The following is a 14,727-nucleotide window of genomic DNA, read 5'->3' on the forward strand; positions in this document are numbered from 1 at the left end:
CGCCATGCGTGGCGCACCAAAAATGAAACCGCCCCCAGATTGGGAGCGGTTCTTTGTCGAGCCCGATTGCTTATGGGGTTTTACCGGTTATTCTCTTTGGCACTTCAACCTCCCTGAAGAGATTAGGTTACCCAAGAACTCGGCTTATTTCCATTCGACTTTCGTCGATTGCTAATTCATGATTATCCACGGATCTTCGCCTCCTGCAAGGCATTTCGCCGTTTGCTACATGAATCTGACGGGCTCGACAACTATAGTATGGTCCGCAAAACGATTTTCATACACGCTTTTTACAACAAATCGGCCGCGAGTTGTGCAAGCACGCTCCGCTCGCCTTTTTCCAAGCGGATATGCCCGGCCAGCTTCTGGTCTTTGAATACTTCCACTACATAAGTCAGACCGTTGTTGCTTTCGTCCAAATACGGATGGTCGATCTGTTCCGGGTCGCCCATCAAAACGATTTTCGAGCCGTCGCCTACCCTGGTCAAAATCGTTTTTACCTCGTGCTTGGTCAGGTTTTGCGCTTCGTCAATAATGATAAACTGTCCCGGAATGGAGCGGCCGCGAATGTAGGTCAACGCTTCTACTTGCAAGCTGCCCATTCCCGCCAAAATTTTGTCGAGATCGCCTGGGCGCTTTGTGTTGAATAAATATTCCAAATTATCATAAATCGGTTGCATCCACGGCCGCAATTTCTCTTCTTTCTCGCCGGGCAAATAACCGATGTCTTTTCCTAAAGGAACGATAGGTCTTGCTACCAACAGCTTTTTGTACTTTTGCTGATCTTCAATCTGCAGCAGCCCCGCAGCCAAAGCCAGCAACGTCTTGCCTGTTCCCGCCTTCCCCGTCATGGTCACGAGCGGAATATCATCTCGCAGCAACAGCTCTGTCGCCATTCTTTGCTGCACATTTCGGGCCCGGATGCCCCAAATCGGATCGTCATCTGATACAAGCATTTCCAAAGTTTTGCCGTCAGGGTCTACTTTTCCAATCGCGGAAATGGACGGGTTGCACTCGTCCTTCAATACGAGAAACTGGTGCGGATAAAAGCGATAGCGAGGGAAACAGGTAGCCAGATGAAGCTTGCGCGTCGCGTAGTAAGACTTGATGATCTCCGAGGCTACCATCATCTTTTGATAGCCGGTGTAAATGCTGGAAAATTCACCTACGACGCGATCCGAAAGAAAATCTTCCGCTGAAATGTTCAAGGCATCTGCCTTCACACGCATGAGCGCATCCTTGCTCACCAAAATGACGGGTCTGGGCTGTGGGGATTGGTTCTCCTCCTCCTGCAAATTGAGTGCGACCGCCAAAATGCGGTTGTCGTTCGTCATTTCCGTAAATTGCTTTTGCAACTGATGGAGCGAAGAATGGTTCAGCTCCACCCGAAAGAGCCCGCCTGTCTCCAGGGTAATGCCTTTGTGCAAATGACCCAGCTCACGAAAACTGTCAAAGAGCCGCGATACGTACCGTGCGTTGCGGCCAATTTCATCCATGTACCGCTTTTTGGAATCGATTTCTTCCAACACCACTGCGGGTATGACAATTTCGTTGTCAGCGAAAGAGAACATCGCCCGTGGATCTTGCAGGAGTACGTTGGTGTCCAGTACGTAGATTTTCTTCAAAATCTCGCCTCCTATTACCCTTCTTATATACGGTATGCAATTTTTGGAGGGATGCTCAATTGTGGCGACGTGATGTACTACAGTCTATGTTCGGTCGAACAGAGATAGACGACCCTTGGCAGAATGAAATGGGGCGGAGGGGAACAAAATACAGGTAACCTGCCCTCCTGATCGGAGGCACTACGGGGAAAGGGAGTATGCGTGTGAAACGGATCATCATTGGTTGCCTGGGTGCGAGCCTTGTTTTGTCAGGGTGCATGGCGGGCAACAAAGCGAACCAGGCTGCGCCACAACCCAACCAACAGCAAGCGCCCCATACCCAGCGCGTTCAGCAAACGGCACCGGAACCAGCTTACAACCAATCTTCGCAGGCGACCGCCGACCGTCTCGTCCAGTTGGCTACTCGCGTGAAAAAAGTCAATGGCGCCACAGCCGTCGTGATTGGCAAATACGCCGTCGTCGGGATCGATGTAGACGCCCAATTGGATCGGCCGGAAGTCGGCGTCATCAAGTACACTGTGGCAGAAGCGCTGAAAGAAGACCCGCAGGGGGCCAATGCCGTCGTAACAGCCGACCCGGACATCGTTCAGCGGCTGAAAGAAATGGCGGCAGACATTCGCAGAGGCCACCCGATCTCCGGCTTCGCAGAGGAATTGGCCGACATCGTCGGACGGATCATTCCGCAACTGCCGCGAGATGTCAGAAGGCGCGAAGAAACACCGGCGCAGGAAAATCAGCAACAACAGATCAACAACGATGGGCGTACCCCGCAAGGAAAAATCAACGTAAATCGCACTGGCACTCCATAAGAAAAAAGAGGCATAGCCCCCGGGTCGTTACACCCGGGAGTATGCCTCTTTTTTGCTTGGAATCGCGGATGGCAAAGGCGGCAGTGCTTCCAAAGCCTGTTTCAAGTCTGCCAGCAAATCGTCCGCGTCTTCCAGACCTGCGGACAACCGGATCAAACCGTCTGTAATGCCGCGAGCTTGCCGCTCCTCTGCTGGCATAGCCGCATGCGACATCATGACCGGATACGAGAGAATCGTCTCCACCGCGCCAAGACTGACCGCTACAATCGGCAGCTTTACGCGGTCAAACAACGCTTTTGCCCGCTCGCGGCTCCCGACGTCAAAAGACAATACGGCGCCGTGGCCGCTCGCCTGTTTTTGCTGAACGAGATGTCCCGGATGCTCAGCCAAGCCTGTATAGTAGACGCGGCTCACTTCGGGGTGGCAAGAAAGCCATTCCGCCAAAACTCCGGCAGACTTCGTGCTGACATCCAGACGCGCTTTGAGCGTCTTCAGCCCTCTCATGACCAGCCAGCAATCCTGAACGCCGAGAACGGCTCCCATGCCGTTTTGGATGAGGTACAGCTGTTCGCCGAGCGCTTCATCGCGGGTTACCGCCAGACCTGCAACAACGTCGCTGTGGCCGCCGATAAACTTGGTTGCACTGTGGATGACGATATCCGCCCCCAGCTCCAATGGCCGCTGATAGTACGGCGTCAGGAACGTGTTGTCCACGATGACGAGCAGGTCATGCTCTTTCGCAATGGCGGAAACGGCAGCGATATCGGTCACTTTCAACGTCGGATTGGACGGAGTTTCCAGATAGACCCCTCTAGTAGCCGGAGTGATCGCCGCGCGCACCGCTTCCGTCTGTGTCGCATCCACAAACGTGACGGAAATTCCCATTCTCGACAGCACTCTCGTCAGAAAACGGAAAGTGCCGCCGTACACATCTTCCGCGACCACGATATGATCGCCCGCCGAAAAGAGCATGAACACACTGGAAATGGCCGCCATGCCGGAAGAAAAGGCGAACCCGCGCGCTCCGCCTTCGAGTGCGGCGATCGCTTCTTCCAGCGCATGTCTCGTCGGGTTCCCCGAGCGGGCGTAATCGTATGTGCCCGGCTGATCGATATCAAACTGATGAAAAGTGGAAGCCTGGTAAATCGGAACCGACGACGCACCTGTAAACGGATCGATGCCTGTGGAGCCATGCAAAACTTTTGTCGCGAAATTCATCGAACAGCCCCCCCAACGACGAGACTTGCATCCAGCGCTTGAAACAAATCAGCGATCAAATCATCCGGATGTTCAATCCCCACCGAAAGCCTCAGCAATCGATCGCACACGCCGACATACGCCCGCACTTCCTCGGGGATGTCTGCGTGAGTCTGTGTCGCCGGGTACGTACACAACGACTCTACCCCGCCAAGACTTTCCGCAAAGGAGACGACGCGCAAATTTTGCAGAAACAAGCCCACCTGCTCCTGGGAGCGTACCCGGAACGAAACCATGCCGCTGTATCCGCTCGCCTGGCTCGCCTGAATCTCATGCCCGGGATGCTCTTCCAGTCCGGGATAAAACACTTCGGCAACGGCTGGATGTTCTTTCAGCTTTTTCGCTACCGCGAGCGCATTCGACTGGTGTCTGTCCATGCGCAGCGCCAACGTTTTCATGCCGCGCACCAGAAGCCAGCTATCCTGCGGCCCCAGCACCGCGCCGATCGAATTGTGCAAAAACCGGATTTTTTCCGACAACTCCTCGCCCTTTGTAACGATCAACCCTGCCAGCACATCGTTGTGTCCGCCCAAATACTTCGTTGCGCTGTGCAAAATCACATCAGCCCCAAGCTCTAGCGGGCGTTGACAATAAGGAGTCATGAACGTGTTGTCTACAATCGTCAAAAGCCCGTGTTGCTTGGCCAGGCTGGTTATTTCACGAATATTTGTAATCTGCATGAGCGGATTGGTCGGCGTCTCGACGAAAATCGCTTTCGTCTCTGCGCGCAGCGCCTTTTTCACCGCTTCCAGATCGCGCAAATCTACGTAAGTAAAAGCAAGCCCGTAACGGGAAAGCACTTGTTCAAACAAGCGATACGTCCCGCCGTACAAATCGAGCGATACGATGAGGTGATCGCCTTGGGAAAACAACCCCATTACCGTATGGACTGCCGCCATCCCGGACGCGCAGGCAAAGCCGGCATCGCCTCCCTCTGCCTCAGCGATTGTCTCTTCCAAAACAGAACGGGTAGGATTCGCCGTCCGCGTATAGTCAAAACCTGTGCTCTGTCCCAGCGCCGGATGGCGATAAGCGGTAGCGTAGTAGACGGGGAAGCTCACCGCACCCGTTTTCTCATCTTTGCCTACGCCTGCCTGAATCAATTTTGTTTCCAGTCTCATACCGTAATTCTCTCCCTCCAATGATGTCGAGGGGCATGAAAAAAGCCCCCTTTCCTCTGAAAGAAGGCTTTGTTTACGTCGCCGTAAGCAAGACCTTCTCATCTTTCAGAGTTAAAAAACTCTGCAGGAATTAGCACCATTATCTCCCCGTATGAACGAACATACAGGTGATTGGTTGCCGGGCATCATCGGGCCAGTCCCTCCGCCTCTCTGGATAAGAAGTTTGCTATTCAATTTGAATGACCTAATACTAAAGGATAGCGCTGTTTCTTGTCAACAAGATTTTCCACAAGAGTGTGACAACCGCGCCTACGCTTTTTTCAAGGCGTCCATGACCTGATTGTCCAGCTTCGCTGCGGCATTTTTGTCGTATGTCTTTTCGTACTGAGGCTCTACGGATATGCGCGAACCGTAAAACATCACGTCTCTGACAGAGTCAATCGCAATCTCCGCCATCGCAAGCTTCAGGGGAACCCCTTCCAGCCGTTCTGCCTTCAGCTCGGCGCGCCCGTTGATCGCAAAAGAAGAGCCTGCCCCGATCAAATGCAGCACGACCTGCGGTTCTTTGGCGATATTGGCGAGAATGCGGGAGCGGCTGTCTACAGCAAAACGGATGAGTCCGCTGTTCACAGCAAAAGTCCAGGACAAGGAACTGACGGATGGCGCACCTGTCTCGTGATCGACTGTGGCCAACGTCACAAAGCGCTCTTTTTGCAGGAGCGCGAACAGTTCTTCCGATAAGGTTTGGGATACGGTTTCAGCCATTCGGATGCCTCCTCGTATACTTTTGTACGTCTATTGTACCCCTCCCGCAAGCCGGAGGCAAACCTTTCCTCCCCGCCTTGATTCTGGTCGGCTTTTTCCCTAAACTGGTAGAAAACAATGCTTCCAGGAACAAGGAGGTTGAAACAAGTGGCTCCTACGCCTACAGATCGGCTCATGCACAAAATAGATCAAGTCCTCCACGAGCTTCAGGAAGTGCGGAAAATGAACGAGCGCATGGATAAGATCGCCATGTTTTTGGAGGATATCCGGCTTGCTGATGTCATCCAAAATTACACAGCCCCGCGCAAGCTGCTCTGGATCAATTTCCTCGCAGGTCTTGCCCGGGGTCTTGGTTTGACGATTGGGACTGCTATCGTTCTCGCACTGCTCGGTTCGCTACTGACACAATTTCTCTCGATCCCGATCCTCGGCGACTACATCCGCGAACTGGTCGATTACGTCCAGACTTACAAACAGCCGTAACAGCAGCTACTTGTCTTTCTTTTTGTCACGATCGTCGTCATCTTCGTCACGATCGCGGTCATCGTCGTCCCGATCGTCATCGTCCCATTTGCCATCGTGTTTCTTCCAGAAGCCGTACGCTTTGCCATTCGGATGCTTGTGCTTCTTCTCATCCTCATCATGCTTAGGCGGCGCGACGATGACCTTCGTGCTCAGGACGATGTCTGCTTGCTTGACCAGCTTGTCTTTTACATACAGTTCAAGCTGAATCGCTTTGGCCGTGTACGAGCGATCTTTGTACGTCAATTCCAGCGTGTACTCGCCCTTGTCATTGGGCTTGATCTCTTTTTTCTTGCCGTCTGGTTTAATCGCGAAAAGCTTCGCCTTTTGCTTTTTGTCCCAGCCCTTGACGGTACCTTTCAGTTCGATCTGCTTTTTCTTTATGTCGTGCACAGCTGTGCCCGCAATGCTGTAGTCTACTGCCGGATTGTTGTCCGGTGTCTTTTTCGGCTCAATCGCAATCGAGTCCTCGTCCACCTTTTTCCCGGCCTCATACACTTCGATCACAGCCTTGCTGCTCTTGGCATCCGTCGTCGGATTCTCGAAAGTCACACTGAAGCTGTCAACGTTATCGAGCAGCTTTTTCAGGCTGGCCTCTTTTCGCACGCCGTTATACGTGACGACAACCCGCTCCGCCCCGTGCTTGACAATCCCTTTGACTTGCCACTCTGCTTTTTTCGCGTCATAAACCGTGAACATATGGAGCAGCCTGTTTTTGTCCTCTTCCGTTTGCGCTACGAGCTTTACTTTCTCCGTGTCGGCAAGCACGCTTCCCGCAAAAGCCTGAACAGTCACATACTGCTCGGCGGACGTACCGACGGCAGGGAAGCTGACGGTAAACGAGTGCTCGCTGGTCGGCACCGTCTCGATGATATCACCGTTCGGCTTGGTCACGACCACCTTGGTCACGTCCGGTGTCACAAGACCTTTGATGTACACCTTGTCGCTTTTCGTCTGGGCGCTCACGCTGACCAGTTGCTCATCCGCTTTCGGGCTGCGCACTTCCAGCCAGATGTCGTTGTAGTAGTCGCGATAAATCCGCTCCCATTCCGCCTTGTTCGTTTCCATATACGATTGCAACTTTACGTTCAAATTAATTTTATCGACGATAATGTACAGATGGTCTGCCTGTGTTTTCAGGAGCGTGTTCAGCGTAGCCGGATCGCTTTGGACAAGCTCCTTGAGCTGATATCGGGTCGCTTTCTGTCCTTGCTCATTCATGACTACCTTGGATGTTTCGGCTGCTCCTGTCGAGCTTGCGTCCGCCAGAAGCGGTGTCAGGCAACCGATGAGTCCCGCCGCTGTTACGACAGCCAAAACGGGCCTGGTCATGATTTTTTTCATTGTTGTTCCCCCTCTATTCTGCCAGTCATTCCCTCTGTGCCCAGGGCAACCATACAGACGGCGCATTTTTTTCAAAAGTTGCATCCGGAAGAAAACCACTCCTAATGGCCCATTTTCCGCTTGCAGAACCAGTTTGTTTTGAGGCTAATCACCCGCACCTGGATTAAAAAAGACTCCCGCAAGCCTCGGATTCGTCCCCAAGGCTTCGGGAGTCTTTTTGTTTCGCTCATCAACAGTTGAATTTCGGCTCGTTTTCAATCGCAGCCAGCAGGCTCTCCACCGCTTCCGCGGGATAGCGGTTATCTACCGCACCCGCTTCCTGCTTGCCCGACAAATGATACCAGCCGTTTTCCACCCGGTACGAAAGCTCGCTGATGGCATGATCCTCCAGCAACAGCTGGGCAAAAAACGCGGCAGTGTCGAGCGCAGACCGATCGTCGGGGCGGGCTTCTGCCACAACCTGAATTTGCAGCCAGTTAAAAAGGGCATCTTCACGCTTCATGAGAAATCCTCACTTTCGCTCTGTTTGCTCCGGCTTGATGCGCAATTTCACAACGACCAAAATCGCAATGGCAACCAGCATCGCGCTCTTCACCGGCAGCTGGACATCAAGAATGGCAAAAATAAGCGCACCTGCGAACAGCAAAATGTACAAAAGCAATGTTTTCAAAATCGGCATGCGAATGCGGGTTGCAAATCCAAGGTAGTACACGATAATCAATTGCACAAACAAGATCCAAGCCCGGTTATGGTCTGCCCACAGGCGGAAGCTGTCAAACGCCGTGAGCTGATCCGGGTTGGCGGGTACGTAAGTTGAAGCAAGCTGTATCCAGTCCATCCTGATCTCTCCTGTAACGCAAAAGGATTTCTCGTTTCACATGCGGGAATCGACTGTTTCTTTTGCATCCTCTTATTCTGTTTCCACATTTTTATGTATCCTTTTTACTTTATCAGGTAACCGTTTCATTTGTCAAAATAGATCGGCACACACTTTGGCACGCGCCAGTTACTGCCTATTTTTGGGCGAACATGCTATGATGGACAAGTCAAGTATGCCAAAAAGGTGGGAATCCAATGAGCTTGTACGATATTGCCGTCCAAACGATTTCCGGAGAAGAGACGACGCTTGCCGCTTACAAAGGACAAGTGCTTCTGATCGTCAACACAGCCAGCCAGTGCGGTTTGACTCCGCAGTACAAAGGACTTCAGGAACTGTACACAAAATACAAGGACAAAGGCTTTGCCGTGCTCGGCTTTCCTTGCAACCAGTTTGCGGGTCAAGAACCAGGCAGCGAAGCAGAGATCGCTTCCTTTTGCGAAAGTCACTACGGCGTGACCTTCCCGTTGTTTGCCAAGCTCGAGGTCAATGGCCCTGGCACCCATCCTTTGTACCAGCACCTGAAAGCACACGCACCGGAAGGCGAAAGCGAAGATATCGAATGGAACTTCGCAAAATTTCTCGTCGACAAGGACGGACAGGTGGCCAAGCGCATCGGCGCCCGCGTGCAACCGGAAGAGCTTGCAGCCGACATCGAAAGTCTTTTGTAGATCAACCAAAGTCAAAAAAGCCGCTTCGTCCCGGTCAGGGCAAAGCGGCTTTCTTGTTATTCACGCTTAGGCTTGCGGTTGTGCTTCCCAGCGTCTTTGTTTTTCATAGCGCTCACGATCCGATTTGTTCAGATACTTTTTGCGCAGGCGAACGGAATGCGGAGTTACCTCGCACAGCTCGTCGTCATTCAAGTATTCCAAAGCTTCTTCGAGCGTCAGCAGACGTGGCGTCTTCATTTTTACCGTCTCGTCTTTCGTTGCGGAACGCACGTTTGTCGCATGCTTTTCCTTGCAGACGTTCACAGTCAGGTCATTGTCGCGGTTGTGCTCGCCCACGATCATGCCTTCGTATACTTCCGTACCAGGCTGGATGAACATGATTCCGCGATCCTCTACAGACATCAGTCCGTACGTGGTCGCTGTGCCTGTCTCATGGGAAATGAGCACCCCGGCATGGCGTCCACCTACCGCGCCTTGCACCAGCGGACGATAGCTGTCGAAGGAGTGGTTGAGGATGCCGTAGCCGCGAGTAATCGTCAAGAACTCTGTCCGGTAGCCGATCAAACCGCGGGATGGAATGATAAATTCCAGGCGAACTTGACCGAAGCCGTTGTTGATCATGTTGACCATCTCAGCCTTGCGTTGGCCAAGCGTCTCCATGACTGGCCCGGTGTACTCTTCCGGTACGTCGATCACGAGAAACTCTGCCGGCTCCATTTTTTGTCCATCGACCATACGCACGATAACTTCCGGCTTGGATACGCCCAGCTCGAAGCCTTCGCGACGCATGTTTTCGACCAGGATGGACAGATGCAATTCGCCGCGCCCAGATACGATGAAAGCATCTGGAGAATCTGTTTCCTCGACACGAAGAGATACATCTGTCTCCAATTCCGCCATCAGGCGATCACGCAGCTTGCGGGATGTTACGTGCTTGCCTTCGCGACCTGCAAACGGGCTGTTGTTCACCAGGAAAGTCATTTGCAGCGTTGGCTCGTCAATTTTCAGCAATGGCAATGCGTCTGGATGGTCTGCATGGCACACCGTTTCCCCGACGTTGATATCGTCAATCCCTGCGATCGCTACGATATCGCCCGCTCTTGCTGTTTTTTGTTCCACGCGCTGCAAGCCGGAGAAGCCAAACAGCTTTTGAATCCGCGCTTTTTTCACTTCGCCTTCGCGTGTGGTAACAGATACCATTTCATTTACGTTCATCGTTCCGCGATAAATGCGGCCGATCCCGATACGACCCAAAAAGTCGTTGTAATCCAGCATGGTTACTTGCATTTGGAGTGGAGCCGCTTCGTCGGCATCAGGTGCAGGCATATGCTCAACAATGGTGTCGAAGAGTGGACGAAGGTCGCCTTCCAGCTTATCTGGCTCCATGCCTGCGATACCTTGCAGACCGGAAGCGTAAACGATCGGAAATTCCAGCTGATCTTCCGTCGCGTCCAGATCGATAAACAGGTCGTACACTTCGTTGATGACTTCTTGAGGGCGTGCATTGTCGCGGTCTACCTTGTTCACGACAACGATTGGGGTAACTTTTGCTTCGAGCGCTTTTTTCAATACGAAACGCGTTTGTGGCATACAGCCTTCAAATGCGTCAACAATCAAAAGAACGCCGTCCACCATGCTCATGATCCGCTCTACCTCGCCACCGAAGTCGGCGTGGCCCGGGGTATCCAAAATGTTGATGGTGAACTCATTGTATTTCACGGATGTCGTTTTCGCCAGGATCGTAATCCCGCGCTCCCGCTCCAGGTCGTTGGAGTCCATCATTCTCTCCTCTACCTGCTGATTGCTGCGGAATGTGCCCGATTGAATCAAAAGCTTGTCAACCAAAGTAGTTTTCCCGTGGTCAACGTGGGCAATAATCGCGATGTTGCGTATGTCAAGACGCTTCATGTGAACCTCCTCTGTTATGCATACCTTCCATATTAACAGGTCGTGAAACCCGGCACAATGGGCATTTTTTGACGGAAAGCACTTCCTGATTAGCATGTGCCACAAGCGCCATACTATAGACAGGAGGTGGTCTGCCATGAGGAAAAAAGGGCCGAGCTATTTAGCAGGCTTATGTTTGATTGCAGCAGCGCTGGTCGGGTGCGCAACTTCCAAAGCAGGTCCCGACACAGGAGCGCAGACGCAAAGCAGCTCGTATTCGAAGACACCGCTGACGCGATCCAGCATCGCGCACGATCATAACGCTTATACACAAGGAATCAACGCGCAAAACTACCTGAAAGGCTACACCTCAAACGGCTTCAATCAAAACCTCGCTGAACAGCTGACGAAAGCGGCAGACGACGTTCCCGGCGTAGATCGGGCCACAGTGGTCGTCAGCGGCAACGACGCCGTCATAGGCGTCAAAGTGCGCGACAACCTCGCCCAGCCCCAGGCAGAAGTGATTGAGCAACAGGTGCACTCGGCTTGCCGCGCAGTTTCCCCTGCCTTGCAGCTGCAAGTATCATCCGAGCCATCCGTATTTGATCGGGTACGCGCGATCAATGCGCAAATTTACCAGGAAGCCACCAATCGCACCAACGATCTTTTGCACGAAGGCGGTACGGCCGGACAAAAAGTGATGAACACCTCGACGGAGTTCACCAGACTCCTGCACGATATGGGCGCGACCGTCAAACAGCCGTAATGATGTCGCTCACTCACGTAAAAGAGGTGCGGAATGTGGTTCCGCACCTCTTGAATACTCTTCCGTTTGTTACTTGCTCACAACTTCAGCCACTTTGATTTCTGGCTCAATCACTTGCAGTTCACCAATTCCGCGAACGAGTTTCTTCGCGTAGGTTTTCTCCGGCTTCAGCACGGATACCAAGTAGTCGATAGCAACTTGCGGATCGACTGTCTCGCCACAAGTGTAGCAATCCAGAGCAGCAAAACCACGCTCAGGATAAGTATGAATGGACAGGTGGCTTTCCGAGAGAAGAACCAGTACGGTAGCACCCTGAGGAGAAAACTGCTTTGCTTGCACGCTAAGCACCGTAGCTCCGCATGCCTCAGCAGCTTCAATCATTTCCTTTTTCAAAAATTCTGCGTCGTTCAACAAGTCAAACTGAACTCCCCATGTGTCAACAGCAACGTGTCTTCCGAAAGTCGAGTATTCCATCTTTCGGTTCCCCCTTCCTAACGAGTGTAATGTTAAACATCGCTAGGACCTGCGTCATTCACTAACGGGGGCGGTTTCCCTCTTGTTATCCACCCTTTGAAGTGAATCCTGGTTCCTAATCCTGTTTCCAACGAAAACAACAATACCATGTATTTGCCTACTTTGACAATACCCTTTTCAAGAAAAAGTCCAAGAAAAAAACGGGCACCATCTGGCACCCGTTTTCTCGAACGTTCCTACACTTCTAATTCAAACAGCCGCTGCGACAATGACACTAAGCGTGCATCGATTGCTGGAAGCTTCTCAGGCGCAGCTCCCTTTGCCCAATTTCGCAAATCCAGCCAGCGGTCCGTCTCCTGACGCAAGGACTCGATCTCTCTTTCGCTGCCTTCTTGCTGGAACAACGACTCCAGCTCGCTCGCCGCGTTCAGAGAGGTATTTTCAAAGATGGACGTCTCCTCATCCCCAGACAATTCCTGAATGCTTACAACAGAACCTTGGTCGTAATGGTAGACCATGGTGAAGCCTTCGTAAATTCTGTGGACGATTCCGTAGCCCCGAAACGTTTTCATCGCTTTTCGCATCGCGTTTGCCAGCTGTCTGTCCCGAATGAGATAGGAGCTGTCGCAGGAATAGCGGTTGCCCGCACGGCAAAAACTCAGTTGAATTTCGCCGTTATGGTCAGTCAGAATCACGTCGCGGTCGCCGTTGTCGCATACTTTGACATCGACTGAAATGTGTTCATTGGTGAAGAGCGAGACGAATTGGTTCAGCTCCTCTTCATTCACCGTAAAATAGGCCTTGGCGTAGTTGGTTGCTAAACGCTGTGCCATAAATATCTCCTCAATTCTTTTGGTTTCCGTGGGCCGATTACGACCAAACTGTGTCCAAATGTAGAGGAGATACGCTAAGTGTCAACGAAGGAACGCTGTAGAACCTGGCCTTGCCCCGCGAATCGAAAATCGATTTGGGTAATGAAGGCGGATCACCTACTTTTTGTTTTTCCGAAAAAAAGCCATCCTTGACACCTTTATTATACAACAGGCGCCCTCAAAAGTCTTGATGAAAAAGCAGATGAATTTGCGCAAAAATAACGAATATCTGCAATATAGCGCAGGGAGACGAAAGGATCTCCCTGAATCATTCATATGCTTGCGGTTTCAAAAGAATTCGCTAGGAGTTACAATCCAGGATTGGCAGTCATCGCCTTTTTGATTGCGGCCTGTTCTTCTTCGGACAAATGGTAAGTGGATGCGCCCGCTTCAATCGGCTTGGCATACACGCGCGATTCTTCCCGGCCGAAAATACTGGTGATCACCACGCCGTTTTGGGCATCGTCCAAAATCGCCATGGAAAAGCTGAGATCGCTTCCGACATCTCCAAAAGCGTTGTAGCGAATAATCGCTACTTTGCCACATTGGGCTGCAATGCGCTGCGACAGGCGATTAATCGTAAACTGCTGATCACTTTGCAGCTTTTTCACTTCATCCACCTGATCAAGCAATCTGTGCAGTCCTTCCTCCAGGTTGGCTCCTCCGGTACCTGTCATCAGCCTGTTGATCGATTTGCGCATCCGGTTGATGCGAACGGATTGCAGGATGATGACGAGCAGCAAAATCAGGGTCAGCGCGATGACCGCCAAGAGCAAAATCGCTACATTGGAAGTCTGGGATAGGAATGGTTCCAAAACATTTTCTTCCTTTCTGATACGTGCGTGCGTATAAGCAGTCAAAACCTCCTCTATTGTACCTCCGCATTGCCTGGCGTTCAAACAAAGTCTTGGGCAAAACAAGAATTACTAAAATTTGCGCAACCAAAAAAAGCGACACTCTCCATTGTGAGATGTCGCTTTTTTTAATTCGCACGCCTATGTGTCAAACTCATCGTCCTATGGTTATCCTCCAGTCTACCTACGCTTCCAGCAGCAGCATTTCCCGACGAAGCTGTTTTAGTATTTCCATGGATTTGCCAATTTGCGTCTGATCTTCTGCCTGTATCGCATCAAACAACGTCGCCAATTCGTAATCAAGCTCCAGGCGCAAGACAGGAATCCGTTCTTCTGAGTCGCGTCGTTTCAAAGCAGCAATCACCTGGTCCATCGTCACGTTGCAAAATTTTTCGTAGATCATTGTTTTCTCAGCTCCTTTAATTTCCACTATTCTGACGACTTCGCCGTACTGGACGTGCTTCACCAAGATGCAGTCTTCAAACGTGACCTTGATGATGGCGTGCCCCTTGGCTTGCTCCACGAAGCGGTATAGCACCAGCGCCACGCGGGAGTCATGCACCGGAACACCTGCCACTTGCAGCTTGTAAGACCCGTTTAATCGCTGCATTTTCCAGTCGGAAAGGCCGTCTGTGGTATTCACGAGGAGGTGAAACTGCTCGGGAGATTCCTTCCACGTGACGCTCACCCCCGCTTCCACCAGGGCCTGCACCATCGCGTGCAATGTTTTGCGATCAAACCAAACCGCGAGATTGTAATACTCCAACTCCATGCCGAGATTCATCCAGGCCCCTCCCGTTGACAGAATACTCAGATTTCACTTTCGCTGTAAGGGAGTGAGTGGTATATCATATTATTCACGCTTCGGTTTTGCTATTCATAT

At 51.8% G+C, this 14,727-nt stretch carries 16 protein-coding genes and 1 riboswitch; of the genes, 4 read left to right on the top strand and 12 right to left on the bottom strand.

What is annotated here, in order from left to right; all coding sequences use genetic code 11:
- Positions 1 to 290: 290 nt before the first annotated feature.
- The gene (locus tag DEP07_RS00685) at positions 291 to 1,625 is read right to left on the bottom strand and encodes a PhoH family protein (protein WP_122964968.1); all 1,335 of its coding nucleotides are present in this window, start codon (positions 1,623 to 1,625) and stop codon (positions 291 to 293) included.
- Between the two features lie 197 nt (positions 1,626 to 1,822).
- On the opposite strand from DEP07_RS00685, the gene DEP07_RS00690 reads away from it, so the two are divergent.
- Complete coding sequence (locus tag DEP07_RS00690; RefSeq protein ID WP_122964967.1) at positions 1,823 to 2,434, top strand: YhcN/YlaJ family sporulation lipoprotein; 612 nt, start codon at positions 1,823 to 1,825, stop codon at positions 2,432 to 2,434.
- 27 nt (positions 2,435 to 2,461) lie between these two features.
- Here the strand turns inward: DEP07_RS00690 and DEP07_RS00695 are convergent, their stop codons facing one another.
- From DEP07_RS00695 to DEP07_RS00705, 3 genes are all read right to left on the bottom strand, one after another.
- Entirely contained in the window at positions 2,462 to 3,652 is a 1,191-nt protein-coding gene (locus DEP07_RS00695; protein ID WP_122964966.1) for a trans-sulfuration enzyme family protein, read from the bottom strand.
- Positions 3,649 to 4,812 (bottom strand): aminotransferase class I/II-fold pyridoxal phosphate-dependent enzyme, encoded by a 1,164-nt coding sequence (locus DEP07_RS00700; RefSeq protein ID WP_122964964.1) that lies wholly within the window; start codon positions 4,810 to 4,812, stop codon positions 3,649 to 3,651. The genes DEP07_RS00695 and DEP07_RS00700 overlap by 4 nt, the downstream gene beginning before the upstream one ends.
- A 95-nt stretch (positions 4,813 to 4,907) precedes the next feature.
- Positions 4,908 to 5,033, bottom strand: a riboswitch (SAM riboswitch).
- 88 nt (positions 5,034 to 5,121) lie between these two features.
- Complete coding sequence (locus tag DEP07_RS00705) at positions 5,122 to 5,577, bottom strand: pyridoxamine 5'-phosphate oxidase family protein (protein WP_122964962.1); 456 nt, start codon at positions 5,575 to 5,577, stop codon at positions 5,122 to 5,124.
- A 174-nt stretch (positions 5,578 to 5,751) separates the two neighbouring features.
- Between DEP07_RS00705 and DEP07_RS00710 the strand changes: the two genes are divergently transcribed.
- Entirely contained in the window at positions 5,752 to 6,060 is a 309-nt protein-coding gene (locus DEP07_RS00710; protein WP_173597067.1) for a DUF5665 domain-containing protein, read from the top strand.
- Positions 6,061 to 6,066: 6 nt separating this feature from the next.
- On the opposite strand, the gene DEP07_RS00715 is transcribed toward DEP07_RS00710, so the two are convergent.
- From DEP07_RS00715 to DEP07_RS00725, 3 genes are all read right to left on the bottom strand, one after another.
- Entirely contained in the window at positions 6,067 to 7,443 is a 1,377-nt protein-coding gene (locus tag DEP07_RS00715) for a hypothetical protein (protein WP_281868070.1), read from the bottom strand.
- A gap of 229 nt (positions 7,444 to 7,672) precedes the next feature.
- Positions 7,673 to 7,945 (bottom strand): hypothetical protein, encoded by a 273-nt coding sequence (locus tag DEP07_RS00720; RefSeq protein ID WP_122964959.1) that lies wholly within the window; start codon positions 7,943 to 7,945, stop codon positions 7,673 to 7,675.
- Between the two features lie 9 nt (positions 7,946 to 7,954).
- Positions 7,955 to 8,281, bottom strand: a complete 327-nt coding sequence (locus DEP07_RS00725; protein WP_122964958.1) for a YlaH-like family protein — start codon at positions 8,279 to 8,281, stop codon at positions 7,955 to 7,957.
- Between the two features lie 236 nt (positions 8,282 to 8,517).
- On the opposite strand from DEP07_RS00725, the gene DEP07_RS00730 reads away from it, so the two are divergent.
- A complete protein-coding gene (locus DEP07_RS00730; RefSeq protein WP_122964957.1) occupies positions 8,518 to 8,991 on the top strand; it encodes a glutathione peroxidase in 474 nt (157 codons plus the stop codon).
- A gap of 66 nt (positions 8,992 to 9,057) precedes the next feature.
- Here DEP07_RS00730 and typA read toward each other — a convergent pair whose 3' ends face one another.
- Complete coding sequence (gene typA / locus DEP07_RS00735; RefSeq protein ID WP_173597020.1) at positions 9,058 to 10,899, bottom strand: translational GTPase TypA; 1,842 nt, start codon at positions 10,897 to 10,899, stop codon at positions 9,058 to 9,060.
- A 136-nt stretch (positions 10,900 to 11,035) separates the two neighbouring features.
- Between typA and DEP07_RS00740 the strand changes: the two genes are divergently transcribed.
- Positions 11,036 to 11,644, top strand: coding sequence for a YhcN/YlaJ family sporulation lipoprotein (locus DEP07_RS00740; RefSeq protein ID WP_122964954.1), 609 nt, complete (start codon positions 11,036 to 11,038; stop codon positions 11,642 to 11,644).
- A 69-nt stretch (positions 11,645 to 11,713) separates the two neighbouring features.
- Here the strand turns inward: DEP07_RS00740 and speD are convergent, their stop codons facing one another.
- From speD to DEP07_RS00760, 4 genes are all read right to left on the bottom strand, one after another.
- The gene (gene speD, locus DEP07_RS00745; RefSeq protein ID WP_063229709.1) at positions 11,714 to 12,118 is read right to left on the bottom strand and encodes an adenosylmethionine decarboxylase; all 405 of its coding nucleotides are present in this window, start codon (positions 12,116 to 12,118) and stop codon (positions 11,714 to 11,716) included.
- A 236-nt stretch (positions 12,119 to 12,354) separates the two neighbouring features.
- Positions 12,355 to 12,951, bottom strand: coding sequence for a hypothetical protein (locus DEP07_RS00750; protein ID WP_063229710.1), 597 nt, complete (start codon positions 12,949 to 12,951; stop codon positions 12,355 to 12,357).
- A gap of 347 nt (positions 12,952 to 13,298) precedes the next feature.
- Positions 13,299 to 13,805 carry a DUF4446 family protein gene (locus DEP07_RS00755; RefSeq protein ID WP_122965469.1) on the bottom strand — a complete coding sequence of 169 codons (507 nt, stop codon included), beginning with the start codon at positions 13,803 to 13,805 and terminating at the stop codon, positions 13,299 to 13,301.
- Positions 13,806 to 14,028: 223 nt separating this feature from the next.
- Entirely contained in the window at positions 14,029 to 14,628 is a 600-nt protein-coding gene (locus DEP07_RS00760) for a hypothetical protein (RefSeq protein WP_122964953.1), read from the bottom strand.
- Positions 14,629 to 14,727 lie beyond the last annotated feature (99 nt).

The sequence above is a fragment of the Brevibacillus sp. genome (assembly GCF_003521185.1).
Lineage (GTDB): Bacteria > Bacillota > Bacilli > Brevibacillales > Brevibacillaceae > Brevibacillus > Brevibacillus parabrevis.

Bases quoted from the DNA above. Each gene is read 5' to 3' on its own strand.
- DEP07_RS00695 (WP_122964966.1), bottom strand. From the start codon at position 3,652: ATGAATTTCGCGACAAAAGTTTTGCATGGCTCCACAGGCATCGATCCG.
- DEP07_RS00710 (WP_173597067.1), top strand. From the start codon at position 5,752: ATGCACAAAATAGATCAAGTCCTCCACGAGCTTCAGGAAGTGCGGAAA.
- DEP07_RS00725 (WP_122964958.1), bottom strand. From the start codon at position 8,281: ATGGACTGGATACAGCTTGCTTCAACTTACGTACCCGCCAACCCGGAT.
- DEP07_RS00740 (WP_122964954.1), top strand. From the start codon at position 11,036: ATGAGGAAAAAAGGGCCGAGCTATTTAGCAGGCTTATGTTTGATTGCA.
- DEP07_RS00700 (WP_122964964.1), bottom strand. From the start codon at position 4,812: ATGAGACTGGAAACAAAATTGATTCAGGCAGGCGTAGGCAAAGATGAG.
- DEP07_RS00705 (WP_122964962.1), bottom strand. From the start codon at position 5,577: ATGGCTGAAACCGTATCCCAAACCTTATCGGAAGAACTGTTCGCGCTC.
- DEP07_RS00760 (WP_122964953.1), bottom strand. From the start codon at position 14,628: ATGAATCTCGGCATGGAGTTGGAGTATTACAATCTCGCGGTTTGGTTT.
- typA (WP_173597020.1), bottom strand. From the start codon at position 10,899: ATGAAGCGTCTTGACATACGCAACATCGCGATTATTGCCCACGTTGAC.
- speD (WP_063229709.1), bottom strand. From the start codon at position 12,118: ATGGAATACTCGACTTTCGGAAGACACGTTGCTGTTGACACATGGGGA.
- DEP07_RS00720 (WP_122964959.1), bottom strand. From the start codon at position 7,945: ATGAAGCGTGAAGATGCCCTTTTTAACTGGCTGCAAATTCAGGTTGTG.
- DEP07_RS00730 (WP_122964957.1), top strand. From the start codon at position 8,518: ATGAGCTTGTACGATATTGCCGTCCAAACGATTTCCGGAGAAGAGACG.
- DEP07_RS00715 (WP_281868070.1), bottom strand. From the start codon at position 7,443: ATGAAAAAAATCATGACCAGGCCCGTTTTGGCTGTCGTAACAGCGGCG.
- DEP07_RS00690 (WP_122964967.1), top strand. From the start codon at position 1,823: ATGCGTGTGAAACGGATCATCATTGGTTGCCTGGGTGCGAGCCTTGTT.
- DEP07_RS00750 (WP_063229710.1), bottom strand. From the start codon at position 12,951: ATGGCACAGCGTTTAGCAACCAACTACGCCAAGGCCTATTTTACGGTG.